The sequence below is a fragment of the Streptomyces chengmaiensis genome, assembly GCF_029846775.1.
Taxonomy (GTDB): domain Bacteria; phylum Actinomycetota; class Actinomycetes; order Streptomycetales; family Streptomycetaceae; genus Streptomyces; species Streptomyces chengmaiensis.
In genome coordinates this window covers 1-20,595 of sequence record NZ_JARWBG010000082.1, presented here as the reverse complement: position 1 = coordinate 20,595, position 20,595 = coordinate 1, and the positions used below count along the sequence as shown (strand labels likewise).

The window sequence follows — 20,595 nt, the reverse complement described above, 5'->3', positions numbered from 1 at the left end:
CGCGTCGCGTGCGGGCGGGGCGTGGCCGCGCGCCGCGCCGAGCACCGGCGCCTGACGCGGCGGCGTGGCCGCCTCGTCGCCCCGGGCGGCGGCGTCGGCCGACGTGGACAGGATCTCGCGGGGCAGCAGGACGACCGCGGTCGTGCCGCCGTAAGGGGAGTTGGTGAGGGTCACCGAGATGCCGTGGCGTTCCGCGAGGCGGCCCACCACGTACAGACCGAGGCGGTCGTCCTGGGCGGGGTCGAAGTCGCCCGGGCGGGAGAGCGTGCGGTGCGCCGCCGCACGTTCCTTCTCGTCGAGGCCGAGGCCCCGGTCGTCGATCTCCAGGACGAAGCCGCCCTGCGCCTGTCCCGTCCGCATCGTGACCTGGGTGTGCGGCGGGGAGAACACCGTCGCGTTCTCGACGAGTTCGGCGATCAGATGCACGACGTCCGCGACCGCCTCCGCCGCCACGCCCACGTCCGGCATCGGCGGCACCACCACGCGCGCGTAGTCCTCGATCTCGCCGACCGCCGCGCCCACGACGTCGACCACCGGCACCGGCGCGCGCCAGCGCCGTCCGGGCGTCGCGCCGGAGAGGATGATCAGCCCTTCGGCGTGCCGTCGCATCCGGGTGGTCAGATGGTCGATGCGGAAGAGGTCCTCCAGGGTGTCGGGGTCGTCCGTCCTGCGTTCCAGGGTGTCGACGAGCTTGGCCTGGCGGTGCACCAGCGCCTGGTTGCGGCGGGCGATGTTGAGCAGCACGGCGAAGACCCCGCGCCGCAGGGTCGCCTGTCTGACGGCCGCCTCCACCGCGGCGCGCCGTGCGGTGTTCAGCGCACGGCCGACCTCGTCGATCTCGTCGAGCCCCGGCCGTCCGTCGCGGTCCCCGCCGAAGTCAAGCGGCGGGGCGGCCTCCGCCGCGTCGACGTCCTCGCCCTCGCTGAGCCTGCGCATCACGTCCGGGAGCTGACGGGACGCCAGCAGATCCGCCGCATCCCGGAGCTCCTCCAGCCGGCGGGAGATCCGCCGTCCCGAGCGGACGGAGAACCACACGGCCAGTCCGACCGCCAGCAGCCCGAGCCCGCCCACGACCGCGGCCTTGACCATCTCGCGGTAGGCGAAGGCTCGCCCGCGGTCCGCGCTGTTCAGCGCCGCCTCGGTGCACAGCTGCATATACCGCTTGACCGCCCGGTCCGTGGCAGTGCGCCAGGAGTCCTCCGCCATGGCCTCGCCCGCACCCGACGCGCCCGCCCTCAGCAGCGCGTCCTCGCCCGCGGTGAGCGCCCGGTACTCCGCGCTCCGCTCGAACTCCTCGAAGAGCTGCCTCGAGTCCCGGGGGAGGTCGGGGACGTAGGTGCGGTGGAAGACCCGCCGGTCTTCGACGGTGGCGGTGAGGGCGTCGTACTGGCGATCGGCGATGCCGCCTGCCGCCCGTGCTCCGGCGACCAGCGCGTCCTCTCGGGAGACGAACTCCCGCACCCGCACCAGTTCGATGACGACCTGCGCCTCCCGCGCGAGCTGCCCCGCCTGGAGCGCCGTGAGCGTCGACTGGACGTCGAAGGCGGGCTCGACGACGGCCGTGTACTCCTCGACGGCCCGGTCCCAGCTGAGCTTGCGGGCCAGTACCTGCTGCCGCAGCGCTTCGAGGCCGTCCACGGCCTCGTCCATCGTGTCGAGGGACCGGCGCTGGCGGTCCGAGAGGGCGTCGCGCCGCTCCTCGTCCCGGATGGCCTCCCGCATGGCCGCCACGGCCCGGTCGGTGGCGCGCTGCTGCTCGGTCAGGGCGGCGACGGAGGCCGTGCCGTCCTGACCGTCCCGGCCCTCACCCAGATACGCGGCCGAGATGCGGCGCTCGATCTGGATCTGCCCGACGGCCGTGTCGACCGGTGTGCCGAAGGTCTCGTACACGCCCTGCAGCCGGATCAGAGCCCTCAGGTCTCCGGTCACGGACACCATGGCGAAGCTCCACAGCGCCAGCAGAGCGATGACCGGTATGACGGTGAGCGTCACGATCCGTCCGCGGATCGTGGGGCGGCTCAGACGCCGGCGCATGGTCCCCCCGGGGACAAGGAATGGCTGAATAAGGGCGGTTACCCTGAGGTAGGGGCAGTCAAGCTACGCGACGGGATATCCGCAGTGCAACGTTCCTTCTGGTAACCGCGGCGGTGAACCGCGGCCGCCTCGCCCTCCGATCCGCGTCGCCGTCCGGCCACCGTGCCGCGTCGGCGCGCGCGTCGATCGCGTAAAGTGCGCGCGACTATAGAAACGCGGCAACTGGGTAGGCGAGCCGTGATGAACGCAGAAGCAGCTAAAGCACATGTGGTGATCGAGGCGTCGCCGCACGAGGACAGCGTGGCCGCCCGCCAGGCCGCCGCGGCGTTTGTGCTGCGGAACTGCCCCTGGGCGGACGCCGACGCCGTCCTGCTGGTCGTATCGGAACTCGTCGCCAACGTCGCCCGCCACACTGCGGGGTGGTGGCGACTGCACCTGTCGGCCGGAGCGGACGCGCTGACCGTGGAGATGGAGGACTCCAGTCCGCTGCTCCCGGTGCCGCGCGAGCCCGACCTCGCGGGCGGCGGCGGCTTCGGCTGGCATATGGTGCTGCGGCTCGCCGGGCAGGTGGAGGTCCGTCCGCTGCCGTACGGAAAGCGAGTTCAGGCCACCTGGCTGCGTCCCGCGCCCGCCGCGGCGGCGGAACCGGCGACGGCCGTCTGAGGGCCGCGGCCCAGCGCGTCCGGCGGAGGCCTCCCCTGTCCCTCCCTCCCCTACGCCCCGAGGGAGCCCATCACGAAGCCGGGGTCGGCCCAAGCCCGATCGAACCCCGCCGGCGTCTGAGGCGCGGGGATACGGGGTGGAGCCCCGGACGGAGCCGGGGGCCGGCGCTCGGCGAGTACGGCGTCGGGGCCTCAGTCCGCCTTCAGCAGCCCTTCCCGGAGCCTGGAGGTGATCCGCGTCAGCAGCCGCGACACATGCATCTGGGAGACCCCCAGCTCCTCGCCGATCTCCGACTGGGTCATCTCCTCCCCGAAACGCATCCGCAGAATCCTCCGGTCCCGGTCGTCGAGCTCCTGGATCAGCGGCTTGAGCGCCTGGACGTTCTCCGCCGTCTCCAGATCCGCGTCCGGCCCGCCCAGTCGGTCGGCCAGCGGTGCGGGTGAGTGGTCGGAGGCGTCCTCCATGGGCATGTCGATGGAGCCGGCCGTGTAGCCGTTGCTCGCCACGACGCCCTCGATGACTTCTTCCTCCTCGATGCCGAGGTGTTCGGCGAGTTCGGCGGTGGTCGGGGTGCGGTCCAGGTTCTGGGAGAGTTCGTCGACGGCCTTCGCCAGGTCGATCCGCAATTCCTGGAGCCTGCGCGGCACATGGACGGCCCAGCTGGTGTCGCGGAAGAAGCGCTTGATCTCGCCGACGATGTACGGGACGGCGAAGGTCGCGAACTCCACCTCCCGGCTGAGCTCGAAGCGGTCGATCGCCTTGATCAGCCCGATGGTGCCGACCTGGACGATGTCCTCCATCTGCTCGGAGCGATTGCGGAAGCGGGCGGCGGCGTACTTGACCAGCGCCAGGTTCAGTTCGATGAGCGTGTTGCGCACATACTGGTGCTCGTGGGTTCCCTCGACCACGGTGTCGAGGCGCTCGAAGAAGAGCTTGGAGATCTCGCGGGCGTCCTGGGGAGCGACCTCTGCCGGATTCTCCACCACCGGAAGATCCAGCTCCGCCATGTTCGGGCGGTGTGTTCCAGGCTGGGTGAGTTCGGTCGGAACCGGGCTCGCCGTGGACACTTCGTCCTCCCCTGCTTTGTGGCCAATGCAGGGCGCGCCTACCCAGCCTTTCCCCGCCCATGCCTGTTCATGCACGCCCGTGCCGGACCCGTGCCGTCGGGGCCGGCCGTTCCGGCGGGGCGCGCCGACGGCCGGAACGGCCCGGGACGGACTCCGGCCCCTCGCGTCGGACGCGAGGGGCCGGCACAGCAGCGGACGACCGCGAGGCGCGGGGGCCGCAGAGGCGTCAGTTCCAGCTGGCGTGCAGCGGCTTGCCCTCGGCGTAACCCGCGGCGCTCTGGACGCCGACGATCGCCCGCTCGGCGAACTCCTCGAGCGAGCCCGCGCCCGCGTAGGTGCAGGAGGAGCGGACGCCCGCGATGATCGAGTCGATCAGGTCCTCGACACCGGGGCGGGCCGGGTCGAGGAACATCCGGGAGGTGGAGATGCCCTCCTCGAACAGCGCCTTGCGGGCGCGGTCGTAGGCGGACTCCTCGCTGGTGCGGTTGCGCACGGCGCGCGACGAGGCCATGCCGAACGACTCCTTGTACAGCCGGCCGTCGGCGGACTGCTGAAGGTCTCCGGGGGACTCGTACGTACCGGCGAACCAGGAGCCGATCATGACGTTGGAGGCGCCGGCGGCCAGGGCCATGGCGACGTCGCGCGGGTGGCGCACACCGCCGTCGGCCCAGACGTGCTTGCCGTGCTTCTTCGCCTCGGCGGCGCATTCCAGCACGGCGGAGAACTGCGGGCGGCCCACGCCGGTCATCATGCGGGTGGTGCACATGGCGCCGGGCCCGACGCCGACCTTGACGATGTCGGCGCCCGCCTCGATGAGGTCGCGCACGCCGTGGGCGGCGACGACGTTGCCGGCGACGACGGGCACCTGCGGGTCGAGCGCGCGCACGGCCCTGAGCGCGGAGATCATGTTCTCCTGGTGGCCGTGCGCGGTGTCCACCACGAGCGTGTCCACACCGGCCTCGAGCAGCTGCTTGGCCTTGCCCGCCACATCGCCGTTGATGCCCACGGCGGCGGCGATGCGCAGCTTGCCCGCGGTGTCGACGGCCGGGGTGTAGAGGGTGGCGCGCAGGGCGCCGCGGCGGGTCAGCACGCCGGCGAGACGGCCGTCCGCGTCGACGGCGGGGGCGTAGCGCCGGTTGGCGGCGTCCAGGACGTGGAAGGCCTCGCGCGGGTCGATGTCCGCGTCGAGCTCCAGCAGATCCGTGGACATGATCTCGGAGAGCTGGGTGAACCGGTCGACGCCGGTGAGGTCGTGGTCGGTGACGATGCCGACCGGGCGGTGGTTCTCGTCGACGACGACGCCCGCGCCGTGCGCCCGCTTCGGCAGCAGCGACAGCGCGTCGGCGACGGTCTGGTGCGGCGTGAGCACGATCGGGGTGTCGAGCACGTGGTGCCGCGTCTTGACCCAGGAGGTGACATCGGTGACGACATCGATCGGGATGTCCTGGGGGATGACGACGAGGCCGCCGCGGCGCGCCACGGTCTCGGCCATCCGCCGGCCCGCGATGGCGGTCATGTTCGCGACGACCAGCGGGATGGTGGTGCCGGTGCCGTCCGGGGAGGAGAGGTCGACGCCCTGGCGGGAACCCACGGCCGAGCGGCTCGGCACCATGAACACATCGTCGTACGTCAGGTCGTACGGCGGCTTCAGGTCATTGAGGAAACGCACGTGCTGAACATCCCAGTCGTTCGGAGTTGGCCCCCGGACAGTACAGCCGGGGAAAACGCACGTACTTCATTCTCCCATGGCGACGACAGTGCACAGCGCAGGAGAAAACTCCAGCTCAGCCAGGGGGTCATCGGCAGATCCTCCAAAGCCCTCCGTGCCGGGCGGGCCCGGATCGGCCGACCGGTCAGTCGTCCGGGTCTGCGCGGTCCAGGGCCGGTCGCGGGGGCGGCGGCGCGGTCAGCAGCCGGTCCGCCGCCGCGGTGTCCGTGACCAGGCTGGTGACCAGTCCGGAGCGCAGCACCGCGCCGATGGCCTCCGCCTTGCGCTGGCCGCCGGCGATGGCCACCACCTCGGGGATGCGGCGCAGCCGGTCCGCCTCGACCGTGATGCAGCGCTCGCCGAGGTCGCGGCCGACTCGGCGGCCGTCCTTGTCGAAGAGGTGGGCGGACATCTCGGCGGCGACGCCGAGCGAGGCGTAGTGGGCCCGCTCCTCGTCGCTGAGCATGTCGTGCACCGTCGAGATCCCCGGCTCCCAGGAGCCGATGGACACGGCGGCGACGGTGACCTTGTCGAAGTATTCAAAGGCCCGCGCGATGCCGGTCTGGTTGCGCAGCGCCGCCGCGGTCGCCGGGTCGGGCAGCAGCATCGGCGCATAGATCGGATGGGCCTCGCCGCCCGAGACCTGCGCGGCGCGGCGCACCGCCTCGACCGAGCCCCGCTCGGCCGTGCCCGCGTCGTACACGCCGGTCAGCTGTACGACCGTGCACGGGGGGAGCCGGTCCAGGGCCGCTGCCATGTGGATGGTGGACCGACCCCAGGCCAGGCCCAGCACATCGCCCTCGGTGACCAGCTCGCCGAGCAGGTCAGCGGCCACTTCGCCCAGGTTCTCGGGGTCGGGCGACTCGTCGGCGCCCTCCGCGGGGGTCTCCACGACGACCGCGTGCCGCAGGCCGTAGCGGGAGCGGAGCGCGTCGGACCGCTCCGCGTCGAGCTCCGCCGGGACACGGATCTCGATCCTCACGAGGTCCCGTTCGAGCGCCGTCTCCAGAACCCGCGCGACCTTGAAGCGGCTGACGCCGAACTCCTCCGCGATCTGGATCTTGGACTTGCCCTCGAGGTAGAAGCGGCGGGCCATGGCCGCCGCCTGCACCAGCTCCGCGGGTCCCATCCGCAGGGCCGGCCGTCCCGCCGACATGGCAGACACGGCGATCTCCTCACTGCTGTACACACTCCGGACCCGTCATCCTGTCAGATCCGGTGGTCCTTGATCAGCCCTGGTGGGCCAACAACGGTTGAACAAGCTCGGCGGCCGCCGGGCCGCGCGGGCGCACGCCCCGATGGCCGGATGTCACACCGACCCTATGCCCCATCGACGTTACGCCTCCGCGAGCGCCCCTTTCTGCGGGCCGTGCGGACACCTGGGCGCACGGGGTCGCGCACCCGAACGCCGACTCAGCCCGCGGCCGCCCGGGCGCATGCCGCGCGCGGGCGGCCGCGGGGCCGGAACATGCGCCGTGTCCTGCGCCCTGTCCTGGGGGCGTGGGGGGACCGGCCCCCACGTGCCCAGGACGCGGGGAGGCACCTCCACCTCCGGCACTGCCTCCGGCCGTGTCCTCGGTCTCCCCCGGTCGCCTGCCCCGGCTGCGCTGGGAGATGCCCACGGGTACCCCCGGACGGAGTCCGGGGGAGGTAGCTGGGGGAGATTCAGGCGCGGGGGTCCGGGGCGGAGCCCCGGGTTCAGTGGGCGCAGGCCCAGGCCGCCGACGCCGTCACCCCGGTCGCCTTCTCGCGCAGCATCCGCACCGCCGCGGCCGGATCCTCCGCCCCGTACACCGCGGAGCCCGCAACGAAGACGTCCGCGCCGGCCTCCGCGCAGCGCTCGATCGTGGCCTCCGAGACGCCGCCGTCGACCTGCAGCCACAGCTCCAGGCCGTGCTTGGAGATCAGCTCCCGGGTTCGGCGGATCTTCGGCAGCATGATGTCCAGGAACGCCTGTCCGCCGAAGCCCGGCTCCACGGTCATGACCAGCAGCATGTCCAGCTCGGGCAGCAGGTCCTCGTACGGCTCGATGGGCGTCGCGGGCTTGAGCGCCATGGACGCGCGTGCGCCCTTGGACCGGATCTCCCGGGCCAGACGTACCGGCGCGGCCGCCGCCTCGGCGTGGAAGGTGACGGAGCCGGCCCCTGCTTCGACGTACTGCGGCGCCCATCGATCGGGGTCTTCGATCATCAGATGGCAGTCCAGCGGAGTGTCCGTCGCACGGCTGAGGGACTCCACGATCGGCACGCCGAGCGTCAGATTCGGCACGAAGTGGTTGTCCATGACGTCGACGTGGAGCCAGTCGGCGCCCTCGACGGCCTTCGCCTCCTCCGCCAGGCGGGAGAAGTCGGCGGAGAGGATACTGGGATTGATCTGAACGGCCATGGGCCAAGCCTGCCATGTTCCCCGTGGCCTCTCGGCGTCGGGAGGGCGCAGGGCCGCTGGAGGCCATATGAGCGACGCGAGCGACGCGGAGGAACCGGCGGACTCGGCGGCAGGCGTGCCGCCGCCGCGTCCGCGGCGGCCGCACCGGAGCGTGGCCCCCGTCGTCTGCGGCCGCCGGACCAAATGGGCCGTGGTGGTGCTGTGGCTGGCGGTGGTCGTGCTGGCCGCCCCGCTGGCCGCCAGGCTGAACGACGTCCAGGACAACGACGCCGCCTCCTGGCTGCCCGGCAGCGCCGAGTCCACGCAGGTGCTGGAGGAGTCCGAGGAGTTCCGCCCGGAGGTCATCCCGGCGATCGTGCTGTATGCCAGGGAGGACGGGCTGACGGCCACCGACCGTGCCCGCATCGGCCAGGATGTGGCCGCGCTGGAGGAGCTGCGGGCACACGGGGTGCGCGGGGACGAGATCCGCGGGCCCGTGTACGACCGGCAGCCCGACCCGCGCGCCGCACAGGTGTTCGTGCCGATCACCATGGACGAGAAGGGCTGGGAGCGGATCGGCCCCGCGGTGGACGACATCCGCTCGGTGACCGGGGTCAGCACGGGCGGGCTCTCCGTGTACGTCACGGGTCCGGGCGGCACCGCGGCCGACTTCTCGAACGCCTTCGAGGGCATCGACTCGACGCTGCTGTTCGCGGCCATGACCGTGGTGATCGTGATGCTGTTGATCACCTATCGGAGCCCCACCCTGCTGCTGGTGCCGCTGTTCTCGGTGGTGTGCGGACTGCTGGCCGCCCAGGCGGTGATCTATCTGCTGGCCAGGCATGCCGATCTGACGGTCAACGGCCAGAGTGCGGGCATTCTGACCGTCCTCGTGTTCGGCGCGGGCACGGACTACGCGCTGTTGCTGGTGGCCCGGTACCGGGAGGAACTGCGCCGCCACGAGGACCGGCACGAGGCTATGGCGCTCGCCCTGCACCGGGCCGGCCCGGCGGTGCTGGCCAGCGGCTCCACGGTGATCCTCGGCATGCTGGTGCTGCTGTTCGCGGAGATGAACTCCACCAGCGGCCTTGGCCCGGTCGCCGCGATCGGGGTGGCCGTGGCGCTGCTGGCGATGCTGACGCTGTTCCCCGCACTGCTGGTGATCTTCGGCCGCTGGATCTTCTGGCCGGTGATCCCGCACTTCGGCTCGCCGGAGCCGACGGAGCGCGGCTTCTGGGCACGCACCGGACGCCGGATCGCGCATCGGCCCCGGGCCGTGTGGGCGACGACGGCGGTGGTGCTGGCGGCCTTCGCGCTGGGGCTGACCCAGCTGCGGGCCGAGGGCATCAGCAACGCCGACTCCTTTACCGACACGCCCGACTCGATCGCGGGTCAGGAGATCCAGGCCCGGTACTTCCCCGCAGGCAGCGGCGACCCGCTGGTCGTGACCTCCGACGCGCCGCAGGCCAGAGAGGTCGCCGAGACGGTCGCGCGCGATCCGGGGGTCGTGCCGGCGTCGATCGGCGTCCCGCCCGGCACCGCTCCGGAGCATGAGGGCCGGGTGCTGTTCGAGGCGACCCTGACGGATCCGCCCGACAGCCAGGCCGCCCAGGACACCGTCGAGCGGGTGCGGGACGCGGTGCACGCCGTCCCGGACGCCGACGCGCAGGTGGGCGGGGGCACGGCCGCGCTGCTCGACATGGAGTTGGCGACCGCCCACGACAACATCCTGCTGATGCCGCTGGTCCTGCTGGTCGTGCTGCTGGTGCTGATTGCGCTGCTGCGTTCGCTGATCGCCCCGCTGCTGCTGATGGCGACGGTGGTGCTCTCGTTCGCCGCGGCGCTGGGGCTGAGCGCGCTGGCGTTCCGGTACGTCTTCGACTACGCGGGCGAGTCGACCGACTTCCCGCTGTTCGTCTTTGTCTTCCTGGTGGCGCTGGGCATCGACTACAACATCTTCCTCACCACACGCATCCGTGAGGAAGCCGGCATCCAGGGCACCAAACCGGGGGTGGTGACGGGACTGGCCGCCACCGGCGCCGTGATCACCTCCGCGGGTCTGGTCCTCGCCGGCACCTTCGCGGCCCTGGGCACACTCCCTCTGGTCGCCTTCGCGGAGATCGGCTTCGCGGTCGCCCTCGGCGTGCTGCTGGACACCTTCGTCGTACGGTCGGTGCTGGTCACATCCCTGTTCCTGGACGTGGGCCACACGGTGTGGTGGCCGCACCGGCTGGCGCGGGGACCGGACCCCGAGGTGTCCGCGAACGGCTGAACCGCAAGGACGAGGCCGTATCAGGCGGTGCGCCGCAGCAGGGCCAGATACATCGCGTCCGTGCCGTGCAGATGCGGCCACAGCTGGACGTCCGGACCGTCCCCCAGCGCGGGCACGCCCGGCAGCAGCGGCCTGGCGTCCAGCTGCTCGGCGTGGACGGCGGGTCCGCCCCGGCCCTTGAGGACGTCTTCCACGACGGCCCTGGTCTCGGCGAGATGCGGCGAGCAGGTCGCGTATCCGACCACCCCGCCGACGCGCACGGCGGCGACCGCCTCGCGCAGCAGCGCCCGCTGAAGGGGCGCGAAGCCCTCGAGGTCCTCGGGGCGACGCCGCCAGCGGGCCTCGGGCCGCCGGCGCAGCGCGCCCAGGCCCGAGCAGGGGACGTCGACCAGCACGCGGTCGAAGGTTCCGGGCCGCCACGGCGGGCGGGTGCCGTCGGCGGCGAGAACCTGGTACGGGCCTGGGTTGCCGGCCAGCGCCCGCGCCACCAGCCGCGCCCGGTGCGGCTGCTTCTCGGCGGCCAGCAGGAACGCGCCGCGCTCCGCCGCGAGCGCGCCCAGCAGCGCCGCCTTGCCGCCGGGGCCCGCGCAGCCGTCGAGCCAGCGGGCGTCGGGGCCGTCGAGGGGGGCGTTGGCGAGGGCGATCGCGACGAGCTGGCTGCCTTCGTCCTGCACGCCCGCGCGGCCCTCCCGCACGGCGTCGATCGCACCCGGCTCACCGCCCTCGGCCAGCCGCACGGCATACGGGGACCAGCGGCCCGGCAGCGCCGCCTTGTCGCCGAGGACATCGAGCAGCTCCGCCGGCGCGGCCCGGCCGGGGCGGGCGACCAGGGTCACCTCAGGGCGTTCGTTGTCCGCCTCCAGCAGATCCTCGATCCCCTCGCGCGGACCGCCGAGGGCGTCCCAGAGCGCGGAGACGACCCAGCGAGGATGGGAGTGGACGACCGACAGATGGTCCTCGGGATCCTCGGCGTACGGCGGGGCGACCCGCTCCAGCCAGCCGTCCAGGTCGTCCTGGGCGATCTTGCGCAGCACCGCGTTGACGAACTTCGCGCGCCCGTCGCCCAGCACCACGCGCGCCAGCTCCACGCTCGCCGACACCGCCGCGTGGGTGGGGATGCGCGTCCCCAGCAGCTGGTGCGCGCCCAGCGCGAGCACGTCCAGCACCGGGGGGTCGACCTCACGCAGCGGCCGGTCGACACAGGCGGAGACGATCGCGTCGTAGGTGCCCTGACGGCGCAGCGTTCCGTACACCAGCTCGGTGGCCAGCGCCGCGTCCCGTGCGTCGAACCCCTCCTCCTCGCGTGCCTTGCGCAGCAGCGGCGGCAGCACGAGATTGGCGTACGCGTCACGCTCGTCGACGGCCCGCAGGGCCTCGAAGGCGAGGATCCGCACGGGGTCCTTCTTCGGCCGGCGGTAGGGCTTGTGGGGGCGGCGACGGCGCTGCTCGCTCAAAGGTGCTCCGCTTGTGACGATGGTGCGAACGTACGGGTTCAGCCTACGTCGGCCGTGCCGAGCTTCTCACCGGGGGCGATGCGCACACCGCGGGCCCAGTCGGCCGCCTTCATCGGCTTCTTGCCCTGCGGCTGCACCCAGAGCAGTTCCACGGCGTGCGAGCCGGTGCCCGCGAACACCTGGTTCTTGCCCGCGTCCAACAGGCCCGGGGCGAGGTCCGTGCGGTCGGGAAGCAGCGCCGTCTGGATCAGCTTGAGGCGCTCGCCGCGGAACAGCGTCCAGGCGCCGGGGGCGGGGGTGCAGCCGCGTACGACGCGGTCGACGCGGAGCGCGGGGGCCGCGAAGTCCACATGGGCGTCCTCGACGGCGATCTTCGGCGCGTGGGAGACGCCCTCGGACGGCTGCGGGACGGCCTTGAGGGTTCCGTCCTCGATGCCGTCCATGGTCGCCGCGAGCAGCCCGGCGCCGGCGAAGGCGAGCCGGGTGAGAAGATCGCCGCTGGTGTCGGACGGCCGCACATGCTCGGTGATCACCCCGTAGACCGGGCCGGAGTCCAGCCCCTCCTCGATCTGGAAGGTGGACGCGCCGGTCATCTCGTCCCCGGCGAGGATGGCGTGCTGGACGGGCGCGGCGCCGCGCCAGGCGGGCAGCAGCGAGAAGTGGAGGTTGACCCAGCCGTGGGCGGGGATGTCCAGCGCCGCCCTGGGCAGCAGCGCACCGTACGCCACGACCGGGCAGCAGTCGGGCGCGATCTCGCGCAGCCGCGCCAGGAACGCCTCGTCCCGCGGCCTGACCGGCTTGAGCACCTCGATGCCCGCCTCCTCGGCACGCTCTGCCACCGGGCTGGCGACCAGCCGCCGCCCGCGTCCGGCGGGCGCGTCGGGCCGGGTGACGACGGCGGCCACCTCATGCCGGTCGGAGGCGATCAGGGCATCCAGGGCGGGTACGGCGACCTCGGGGGTGCCGGCGAAGACGAGCTTCATCGGTGGCTGACTGCCTCTCAGGCTGGGCTCCCGGGCTGGAGCGTGGAAAGACGAGCAGCACACCAGTCTATGTGCGGGCCCGCGTGAGGAGAGCCCGGCGGTCCCGCCGGCGACGGTGAGGGAGCGAGCCCGGAGGATGTGTCCGGCGGACCCTTCCCCGGCCCCTCCCCTTCCCGGAACCGGGGCAGGCCCCCCAGCGCCCCGTAAGGCCACCACCTCGTGTGCTCAGGCTCCCCCGGTCCGGGAAGCGCCCCCAGGGGAGGCTGGATTTCCAGCCCCGCCTGGGGGCGCCTCCGGGGCCCCTGGGAGCACCCGGACGGAGTCCGGGGAGGCCGGCTGAGGAGGAGTCCGGGGGAGGCAGCCCGGGGGATATCGAGGCCGGGGGCCGGGGCGGAGCCCCCGCACGGGGTCCTGGGCCGAGCCCCGGTATGGGGGCGTACGGGTGGCCGCGCGCCCTGCGCGTATACGCACACGCCCCTGCACCGTGACCACTTCCCCAGGTGCCGCGTTGGTCAAGACAGATTGACCCAAGCGGGCCGCCCCTGATGCGGCCCGACCCCTTTTCAACGCCGGTTCGAGAGGCTTGTCAATGGCCGACCACGCAACCCACGACGCCCAAGCCCGGGCCAGCCTGCATCTGTTGGTGCGGGACATCGAGCGGGTCCGCCGGCAGGTGGACGCCCTGCGGACGCTCACCGCCCAGCTGGGAAACGTCTACCGTCCGCGCCGCTCCGGCCCGTCCACGGGCTTCGTCGTCTACGGCAGGGCGCCGGCCCCGACCGTCCGACTCGCCCAGGAACTCCGGGACAGCGTCGAGACGCTGGTGACCGCGGCGGTGGACTTCGACCGCTCGCTGGGCTTCTCGTGGGACGCGGTGGGCTCGGCGCTCGGGGTCACCAAGCAGGCGGTCCACCGCCGGTACGGCTCACGCCGGGCCGCCGCGCAGCAGACGGGCGCTGCCGCCGCCGACCACAACGGGGACGCGGGTACCCGGCCGCTGCCGGTGGGCGGCGGCACGGGCATGGCCGCGGTGCCCGCCTCCCGTCCGATGCCGCCGCAGCCCACGGCGGCCACTGGTCCATCCCTCCGCGAGGAGGCACGCCCGAGCGCCTTCCCCGGCCCGCGCAACGGCTGACCCCTCCCCCGGCTGCCCCCGCCCTCCGTGCCGGGGGCAGCCGTCTGTCCCAACCCGCCGGCCCTCGGCACGGGTGGGGCTGACGCCCCCCACGCCACATCGCGGGTTACGACCCGTCAGCCGATGTCCGGCGGGTCGACGCGGATGCGGACCGGAGGTTCGGTGCCCCGCGTCAGGCGGGAGGCCTGGGCCGATCTGAGCGCGGTGGCGAGGGACGCGCCGCTGCCCGGGGGCACGCGGATCAAGGCGCGCTGCCAGCGCTCGCCGGGTGGGGGGTCACCCGGACGGCGCGGGCGGCCGGGCGGGGTCACCGGGAGCGCCACCGGGCCCAGCACCTCCGACTCGCCCGGCAGCTCCGTATCCGCGAGGAAGGACGCCACCGCCTCCGCGCCTCCCGTGACCGCAGCCATCCGGGACACCGGAGGAAAGCCCAGCTCCGCGCGCTCCGCCAGCTCGCGCTGCGCATGCCCGACCGGGTCCCAGCGCACCAGGGCCTGGACGGGCCGCAGGGTCGGCTCGGCCACGACGACGACCACGCCGCCGGCGCTCTGTGCCCGCACCAGCGACGCCGCGTCGAGCCAGCGCCGCAGCGCCTCCTCCCCCGCGCGCAGGTCGGGGCGGCCGAGCATGGCCCATCCGTCGAGGAGCACGGCAGCGGCATAGCCGTCCTCGGCGACCGGCTCCGCGCCGGGGGTGCTGACCACCAGCGCGGGCCGCCCGGGCACGGAGTCGAGGACGTGGTCGCGTCCGGAAGTGCGCACCGGGACGGCCGGGAACACCCGGCCGAGCTCCTCCGCGGTGCGCCGCGCACCGACGACCCGGGCGCGCAGCCGGGCGCCGCCGCACTCCGGGCAGTGCCAGCCCGCGGTGTGCCGTCCGCACCAGCCGCAGGTCAGCGCCTGCTCGTCCGGGGCCTGAAGGGGCCCGGCGCAGTGCCCGCACCGTGCGGGCGCCCGGCAGCGCTCGCAGGCGAGCCGGGGGACATAGCCGCGCCGGGGCACCTGCACCAGCACGGGGCCGGTCCGCAGCCCGTCGCGTATCGCCTGCCAGGCGAGGCTCGGCAGCCGGGCGGCCCGCGCCGCCTCGTCCCGCGCCAGATCGGTGTCGCCCACGGTCCTGACGAGCGGTGCGGCCGCCCGCACCCGGTCGCGTCCCGCGGCCAGCGGCAGCGCCCAGCCGCTCTCGACGAGCTGCGCCGCCTCCACCGTGCAGCTGACGCCGCCGAGCAGGAATCCGCACCCTTCGTGCGTGGCGCGCAGTTCGAGAACCTCCCGCACATGTGGAAAAGGTGCGTTCTCATCGCTGTGGCTGGAGTCTCCGTCATCCCAGACGGCGACCAGCCCGAGGTCCCGTACGGGGGCGAACATCGCGGCCCTGGTCCCCACGACCGCCCGCACCGAGCCTCGGCGCACGGCGAGCCACTGCCGGTAGCGCCGCTCCGGCCCGGATTCCGCGGTCAGCAGCGCATGCCGACCGTCCCCCAGGAGCGCCGTCAGCGCGGCGTCGACACGGGCCGCGCGCCGGCCGTCCGGCGCCACGACCAGCGCACCGCGCCCCGAGGCGAGCGTCGCGGCGACGGCGCGGGCCAGCTCGTCCGGCCAGTGCGGCCCCGGCAGCGCCGTCCACACCGCCCGTGGGGCGCCCCCCTCGGCCAGGGATTCAAGGAACGCCGGACCTCGTCCATACCGCTGCCAGGTGCCTGCGTCGGGGGGCTCCGGTGCGGGCAGCGGCTCCGGCGACGGCTTCGACTCGGCGCGCCCGTTCCGCGGCGGGATCGCGAGCTGCAGCACATCGGCCAGGCTGCCCGCGTACCGGTCGGCGACCGCCCGTGCGAGGGCGAGCATCTGGGGGCTGAGGACCGGCTCGGGCGAGACCACATAGGCCAGCGCGGCGAGCGCTCCGCCGTAGTCGGTCTCGGCGCGGCGCTCGATCAGGAACCCGTCGACCAGGCCGCCGCCCTCGCGCCGCCCTTCGCGGACCCGGTGTCCTCCCGCTCCGAACCGGACCCGCACCCGCACCCCGGGCTGTGCCTCGGCGTCAAGCTCCTCGGGGACCGCGTAGTCGAAGTACTGGTCGAGATGGAGCAGGCCCTTGTTCACCACCACCCGGGCGACCGGCAGCTCCTTCGCCAGCGCCGCCCCCCGCCAGGTCCGCGGCTTGGCCTTCGGGACCTTGGCCTTGCGCACCGTCTCCCGAATCAGCGCAAGCTGCTCCGGCCCGCTGCCCGCGGGCTCCTCGGGCCGCTTGTTCTCGCTGCTCACAGCCTCATTCCTACCAGAGGCGACTGACAGTGCCAGGGGCCCGGCAGGGGCACGACGCGAGCACGCAGAACACGGGGCCCGGCCCCGCGCGGAGCGGGAGCCGGGCCCGGTGGCAGGGGAGGCGGCTTACAGGCCCGCGGCGGCGCGCAGGGCGTCCACGCGGTCGGTGCGCTCCCAGGTGAAGTCGGGCAGCTCACGGCCGAAGTGGCCGTAGGCGGCCGTCTGCGCGTAGATGGGCCGCAGCAGCTCCAGGTCGCGGATGATGGCGGCCGGACGCAGGTCGAAGACCTGGGAGATGGCCTGCTCGATCTTCTCGACGTCNCTGGACCTCGCAGCGGGCCGCGAGCCCGGCCGCGACGACGTTCTTGGCGACCCAGCGCATCGCGTACGCCGCGGAACGGTCCACCTTGGACGGGTCCTTGCCGGAGAACGCGCCACCGCCGTGCCGCGCCATCCCGCCGTACGTGTCAATGATGATCTTCCGGCCGGTCAGACCCGCGTCGCCCATCGGACCGCCGATCTCGAACCGGCCCGTCGGGTTCACCAGCAGCCGGTAGTCCTCGGTGTCGAGCTTGATGCCGTCCTCGACGAGCTGCTTGAGGACATGCTCGACGACGAACTCGCGGATGTCCGGTGCGAGCAGCGAGTCCAGGTCGATGTCGGAGGCGTGCTGCGAGGAGACGACGACCGTGTCCAGTCGGGCGGCCTTGTCGCCGTCGTACTCGACGGTGACCTGGGTCTTGCCGTCCGGGCGCAGATAGGGGATGGTCCCGTTCTTGCGGACCTCGGACAGCCGGCGGGAGAGCCGGTGCGCCAGGTAGATCGGCAGCGGCATCAGCTCGGGCGTCTCGTCGCAGGCGTAGCCGAACATCAGGCCCTGGTCGCCGGCGCCCTGCTTGTCCAGCTCGTCGGCTTCCTCGCCTGCGGCGGCGCCCACGACCCTGGACTCGTACGCCGTGTCCACACCCTGGGCGATGTCCGGCGACTGGGCGCCGATGGAGACCGAGACGCCGCAGGACGCGCCGTCGAAGCCCTTCTTGGAGGAGTCGTAGCCGATCTCGAGGATCTTGTTGCGGACCAGCGTGGGGATGTCGGCGTAGGCCTTGGTGGTGACCTCGCCGGCGACATGCACCAGGCCGGTGGTGATCAAGGTCTCCACGGCGACGCGGGAGGTCGGGTCCTCTCGCAGAAGCGCGTCGAGAATGGTGTCGCTGATCTGGTCGGCGATCTTGTCGGGGTGACCCTCGGTCACGGACTCCGAGGTGAAGAGACGGCGGGACACATCGCTCCCTGGGGTTGCAGCGGCTGCTGGCTGATCATGGCTGGACCGGCAGGGGCTGCGCCCCGGACGTCCGCCGACCAGTTTATCCGCCGCGGTCCGCGGACGGACAACCCGTCTCGCCCGATGGGAGTGTCCTGACCTGTGGTCCGGCGCAAAACCGGACCTCAAATGGGACCTCGACCGGCTGGAAAGCGTCGGTTTCGGCCCGGGTCTGCACGCCCGTACGGGTGGCGCCGGGCTCATCAGAGCCGTGGGGCCACCAGATCCCAGACGATCTCCGCCAGCGCTTCCTTGGGCCCGTACGGCACGGGCGTCTCACCGCCGTCGGCCGCCAGCACCACGGCCTCGTTCTGTTCGGAGCCGAAGGTCTTGCGCTCCCCCACCTCGTTGACGACCAGCAGGTCGCAGCCCTTGCGGCGGAGCTTCTCACGGCCGTTGGCGAGCACGTCGTCCGTCTCGGCGGCGAAGCCGACGACAACCTGCCCGGGGTTGGCCCGGTCGGCGGAGATCTCCGCCAGGATGTCGGGGTTGCGGACCAGCGAAAGGGGGGCCGGGTCCTGGCCCTCCTTCTTCTTGATCTTGCCGCCGGCGTACTCGGCGGGGCGGAAGTCGGCGACGGCCGCGGCCATCACCACCGCGTCCGCGTCGGCCGCCGCCTTCAGCACGGCCTCCCGCAGCTGTACGGCGGTGCCGACGCGGACGACGTCGACCCCGGCCGGGTCCGGCAGCCCGGTGTTGGCCTCGATCAGGGTCACGCGCGCACCCCGGGCCGCGGCGACGCGGGCCAGGGCGTATCCCTGCTTCCCGGAGGAACGGTTCCCCAGGTAGCGGACGGGGTCGAGCGGCTCACGCGTGCCGCCCGCGCTGACCACCACATGGCGGCCGGCCAGGTCGGCGACGGTCGCGGCCCCGCCGCGGGCGAGCACCCTGCGGCAGGCCTCGAAGAGCTCGGCGGGCTCGGGCAGCCGGCCCTTGCCGGTGTCCACGCCGGTGAGTCGGCCGCTCGCGGGCTCGATGACGAGGGCGCCGCGGCTGCGCAGCGTCGACACGTTCTCCCGGGTGGCCGGGTGCTCCCACATCTCCGTGTGCATGGCCGGCGCGAAGACGACCGGGCAGCGTGCGGTCAGCAGGGTGTTGGTCAGCAGGTCGTCGGCGAGGCCGTGGGCGGCCTTGGCGAGGACGTCGGCGGTGGCGGGCGCGACCACGACGAGATCCGCCTGCTGGCCGATGCGCACATGCGGCACTTCATGGACGTCGGTCCAGACCTCGGTGGAGACGGGGTGCCCGGAGAGAGCCGACCAGGTGGCCGCCCCAACGAAGTTCAGCGCGGAGGCGGTCGGCACGACCCGCACATCATGGCCGGACTCGGTGAGCCGGCGCAGCAGCTCGCACGCCTTGTAGGCGGCGATTCCCCCGCTGACGCCGAGGACGACCCTCGGCCTGCCCGCCGCCGCCCCGCCGGATGCCGTGTCGTTCACTGTCGCCTCGTCCACCGCTGTCTCTCCCCGCACTCGGCTGTGTCCTGTCCCCATGACACACCCAAGGCCCGGCGGACGACCGCCAGGCCTTGGATGAGGTGAAAGTCGGGCCTTACTGGGCCGGGCCCTCGATGGCCTCGGAGGTCAGCAGACCGGCGTTGATCTCGCGCAGTGCGATCGAGAGCGGCTTCTCGTGGACGTGGGTGTCCACCAGCGGGCCCACGTACTCAAGCAGGCCCTCGCCGAGCTGCGAGTAGTACGCGTTGATCTGGCGCGCGCGCTTGGCCGCGTAGATCACGAGGCTGTACTTCGAGTCGGTAGCCTCGAGCAGCTCGTCGATCGGCGGGTTGATGATGCCCTCGGGCGCGGTGATGGAAGAGGACACTCTCTAGCCTTCCGAAAGAACGTGCAGAATGAAATGATCCGAAAAAGATCAAACAACTGCCATCAAGGCTAGCAGCTCACGCGCCACGTCCTCGACGGAGGTGTTGACCAGGGTGGTGTCGAACTCGGACTCGGCCGCCAGCTCCGTCCTGGCGACTGCCAGCCGGCGCTCGATGACCTCGGGGGACTCGGTGCCGCGGCCGGTGAGCCTGCGGACCAGCTCCTCCCAGCTCGGCGGGGCGAGGAAGACCAGCCGGGAGTCCGGCATGGACTCCTTGACCTGCCGGGCCCCCTGGAGATCGATTTCCAGCAGCACAGGCTCCCCGGCCTCCAGCCGATCGAGCACGGCACGGCGGGGTGTGCCGTACCGGTTGCCCGCGAACTCAGCCCACTCCAGCAACTCGCCGTTGGCGATCAGCTTGTCGAACTCCTCGTCGGTGACGAAGAAGTACTGAACGCCGTGACGCTCGCCGGGGCGCGGCTTTCGGGTGGTAGCCGACACCGAGAGCCAGACCTCGGGGTGAACCTTGCGCATATGGGCGACGACCGTGCTCTTGCCGACCCCGGAGGGGCCGGAGAGCACGGTCAGCCGCGGACGTGCCTCTGCTGCCATGCAGCGATTATCCAGGTTCCCGGGAGCGCCGGAGAACGTCAGGAGCCGGTGGAGCCGAACTCGCGCTCCAAGGAGGCGATCTGATTGGTGCCGAGGCCGCGCACCCGGCGGCTCTCGGAGATGCCGAGCCGTTCCATGATCTGCTTGGCCCGGACCTTGCCGACGCCGGGCAGGGACTCCAGGAGGGCGGAGACCTTCATCTTGCCGATGACGTCGTCCTTCTGGCCCTGCTGGATGACCTCGTGGAGGGAGGCGCCGGAGTGCTTGAGTCGATTCTTGACCTCGGCCCGCGCCCGGCGAGCCGCGGCGGCCTTTTCGAGCGCGGCTGCGCGCTGTTCGGGGGTAAGGGGCGGAAGAGCCACGCCTACGTCACCTCGGATGTCGAACTGTCGGATACGGACCGGTGAGGAACCTAGTCGCCCCACACCAGGCGAGCAACGAGCAACGCAGTGCACGTTCACTCTTCGTCGGAGACTAGCGGCCGATGCCGCTCCAGTCAGCGAGAACCGAGGAAAAGTCCAGGTCAGCATCGCCTGACCGGGACATTTAGGACATAAAGCGCGGATTTTGGGCCAAGTTTTTGTCAAGGGAGTCGAAGCGGACGGGCACGGCAGGCGCGAAAAGAGCCCGAGGCGCATTCCCCGGGCGCACATCGGAGGTCTCCCCAGGCAGCCGGCCTCTGCACATGCGCCGGTCCCATGCCGGGGGCCGTTGCCGTGTTCGCCTGGCGGCCCGCGAGGGTCCGCGGCGCGCACGGGAGTGCGCACCGGGGTGCGCACTCCCTCGCCGCAGGCCCGGCTGGCCGGCCGGGTGCGTCGTACGGCGTCGGCTCGCCTGGCGCCTGCCCTGCCGCGGTCCCGGCCGGCCCCTCCGCGGAACCGCCCTCGCGCGTGCCGG

General features: G+C 72.7%; 15 protein-coding genes and 1 pseudogene. 3 read left to right on the top strand and 13 right to left on the bottom strand.

What is annotated here, in order from left to right; genetic code table 11:
- A partial coding sequence (locus QCN29_RS34445; RefSeq protein WP_279933109.1) for a sensor histidine kinase occupies window positions 1-2,034 on the bottom strand: 2,034 nt, incomplete at its 3' end.
- Window positions 2,035-2,274: 240 nt separating this feature from the next.
- On the opposite strand from QCN29_RS34445, the gene QCN29_RS34440 reads away from it, so the two are divergent.
- Window positions 2,275-2,697: an ATP-binding protein gene (locus QCN29_RS34440; protein WP_240139954.1), complete on the top strand. Its 423-nt coding sequence runs from the start codon at window positions 2,275-2,277 to the stop codon at window positions 2,695-2,697.
- A gap of 191 nt (window positions 2,698-2,888) precedes the next feature.
- On the opposite strand, the gene QCN29_RS34435 is transcribed toward QCN29_RS34440, so the two are convergent.
- The 4 genes from QCN29_RS34435 to rpe all read right to left on the bottom strand — a co-directional run bounded on the left by QCN29_RS34435 (window position 2,889) and on the right by rpe (window position 7,857).
- Window positions 2,889-3,764, bottom strand: coding sequence for an RNA polymerase sigma factor SigF (locus tag QCN29_RS34435; protein WP_240139953.1), 876 nt, complete (start codon window positions 3,762-3,764; stop codon window positions 2,889-2,891).
- A gap of 226 nt (window positions 3,765-3,990) precedes the next feature.
- Complete coding sequence (locus QCN29_RS34430; protein WP_240139952.1) at window positions 3,991-5,433, bottom strand: GuaB1 family IMP dehydrogenase-related protein; 1,443 nt, start codon at window positions 5,431-5,433, stop codon at window positions 3,991-3,993.
- A gap of 184 nt (window positions 5,434-5,617) precedes the next feature.
- Window positions 5,618-6,661, bottom strand: a complete 1,044-nt coding sequence (locus QCN29_RS34425; protein WP_267243631.1) for a sugar-binding transcriptional regulator — start codon at window positions 6,659-6,661, stop codon at window positions 5,618-5,620.
- Between the two features lie 509 nt (window positions 6,662-7,170).
- Window positions 7,171-7,857, bottom strand: a complete 687-nt coding sequence (gene rpe, locus QCN29_RS34420; protein ID WP_240139950.1) for a ribulose-phosphate 3-epimerase — start codon at window positions 7,855-7,857, stop codon at window positions 7,171-7,173.
- A 67-nt stretch (window positions 7,858-7,924) separates the two neighbouring features.
- Here rpe and QCN29_RS34415 point away from each other — a divergent pair, with 67 nt between their 5' ends.
- Complete coding sequence (locus tag QCN29_RS34415; RefSeq protein ID WP_279933107.1) at window positions 7,925-10,108, top strand: MMPL family transporter; 2,184 nt, start codon at window positions 7,925-7,927, stop codon at window positions 10,106-10,108.
- 20 nt (window positions 10,109-10,128) lie between these two features.
- On the opposite strand, the gene QCN29_RS34410 is transcribed toward QCN29_RS34415, so the two are convergent.
- Together QCN29_RS34410 and fmt are read right to left on the bottom strand one after the other, a co-directional pair.
- The gene (locus tag QCN29_RS34410; protein WP_279933106.1) at window positions 10,129-11,562 is read right to left on the bottom strand and encodes an RsmB/NOP family class I SAM-dependent RNA methyltransferase; all 1,434 of its coding nucleotides are present in this window, start codon (window positions 11,560-11,562) and stop codon (window positions 10,129-10,131) included.
- A 38-nt stretch (window positions 11,563-11,600) separates the two neighbouring features.
- Entirely contained in the window at window positions 11,601-12,545 is a 945-nt protein-coding gene (gene fmt / locus QCN29_RS34405; protein WP_279933104.1) for a methionyl-tRNA formyltransferase, read from the bottom strand.
- A 589-nt stretch (window positions 12,546-13,134) separates the two neighbouring features.
- Between fmt and QCN29_RS34400 the strand changes: the two genes are divergently transcribed.
- The gene (locus tag QCN29_RS34400; RefSeq protein ID WP_279933103.1) at window positions 13,135-13,680 is read left to right on the top strand and encodes a hypothetical protein; all 546 of its coding nucleotides are present in this window, start codon (window positions 13,135-13,137) and stop codon (window positions 13,678-13,680) included.
- A 116-nt stretch (window positions 13,681-13,796) separates the two neighbouring features.
- Here the strand turns inward: QCN29_RS34400 and QCN29_RS34395 are convergent, their stop codons facing one another.
- From QCN29_RS34395 to QCN29_RS34370, 6 genes and pseudogenes are all read right to left on the bottom strand, one after another.
- Window positions 13,797-15,941 carry a primosomal protein N' gene (locus QCN29_RS34395; RefSeq protein WP_279933102.1) on the bottom strand — a complete coding sequence of 715 codons (2,145 nt, stop codon included), beginning with the start codon at window positions 15,939-15,941 and terminating at the stop codon, window positions 13,797-13,799.
- Window positions 15,942-16,067: 126 nt separating this feature from the next.
- Window positions 16,068-17,223, bottom strand: a pseudogene (gene metK, locus QCN29_RS34390) (methionine adenosyltransferase).
- 242 nt (window positions 17,224-17,465) lie between these two features.
- A complete protein-coding gene (coaBC, locus tag QCN29_RS34385; protein ID WP_279933100.1) occupies window positions 17,466-18,716 on the bottom strand; it encodes a bifunctional phosphopantothenoylcysteine decarboxylase/phosphopantothenate--cysteine ligase CoaBC in 1,251 nt (416 codons plus the stop codon).
- A 97-nt stretch (window positions 18,717-18,813) separates the two neighbouring features.
- Window positions 18,814-19,086, bottom strand: a complete 273-nt coding sequence (rpoZ, locus tag QCN29_RS34380) for a DNA-directed RNA polymerase subunit omega (RefSeq protein WP_005319902.1) — start codon at window positions 19,084-19,086, stop codon at window positions 18,814-18,816.
- Between the two features lie 48 nt (window positions 19,087-19,134).
- Window positions 19,135-19,698, bottom strand: a complete 564-nt coding sequence (gene gmk / locus QCN29_RS34375) for a guanylate kinase (RefSeq protein ID WP_240139942.1) — start codon at window positions 19,696-19,698, stop codon at window positions 19,135-19,137.
- Between the two features lie 38 nt (window positions 19,699-19,736).
- Entirely contained in the window at window positions 19,737-20,060 is a 324-nt protein-coding gene (locus QCN29_RS34370) for an integration host factor, actinobacterial type (RefSeq protein ID WP_240139941.1), read from the bottom strand.
- Between the last annotated feature and the right edge of the window lie 535 nt (window positions 20,061-20,595).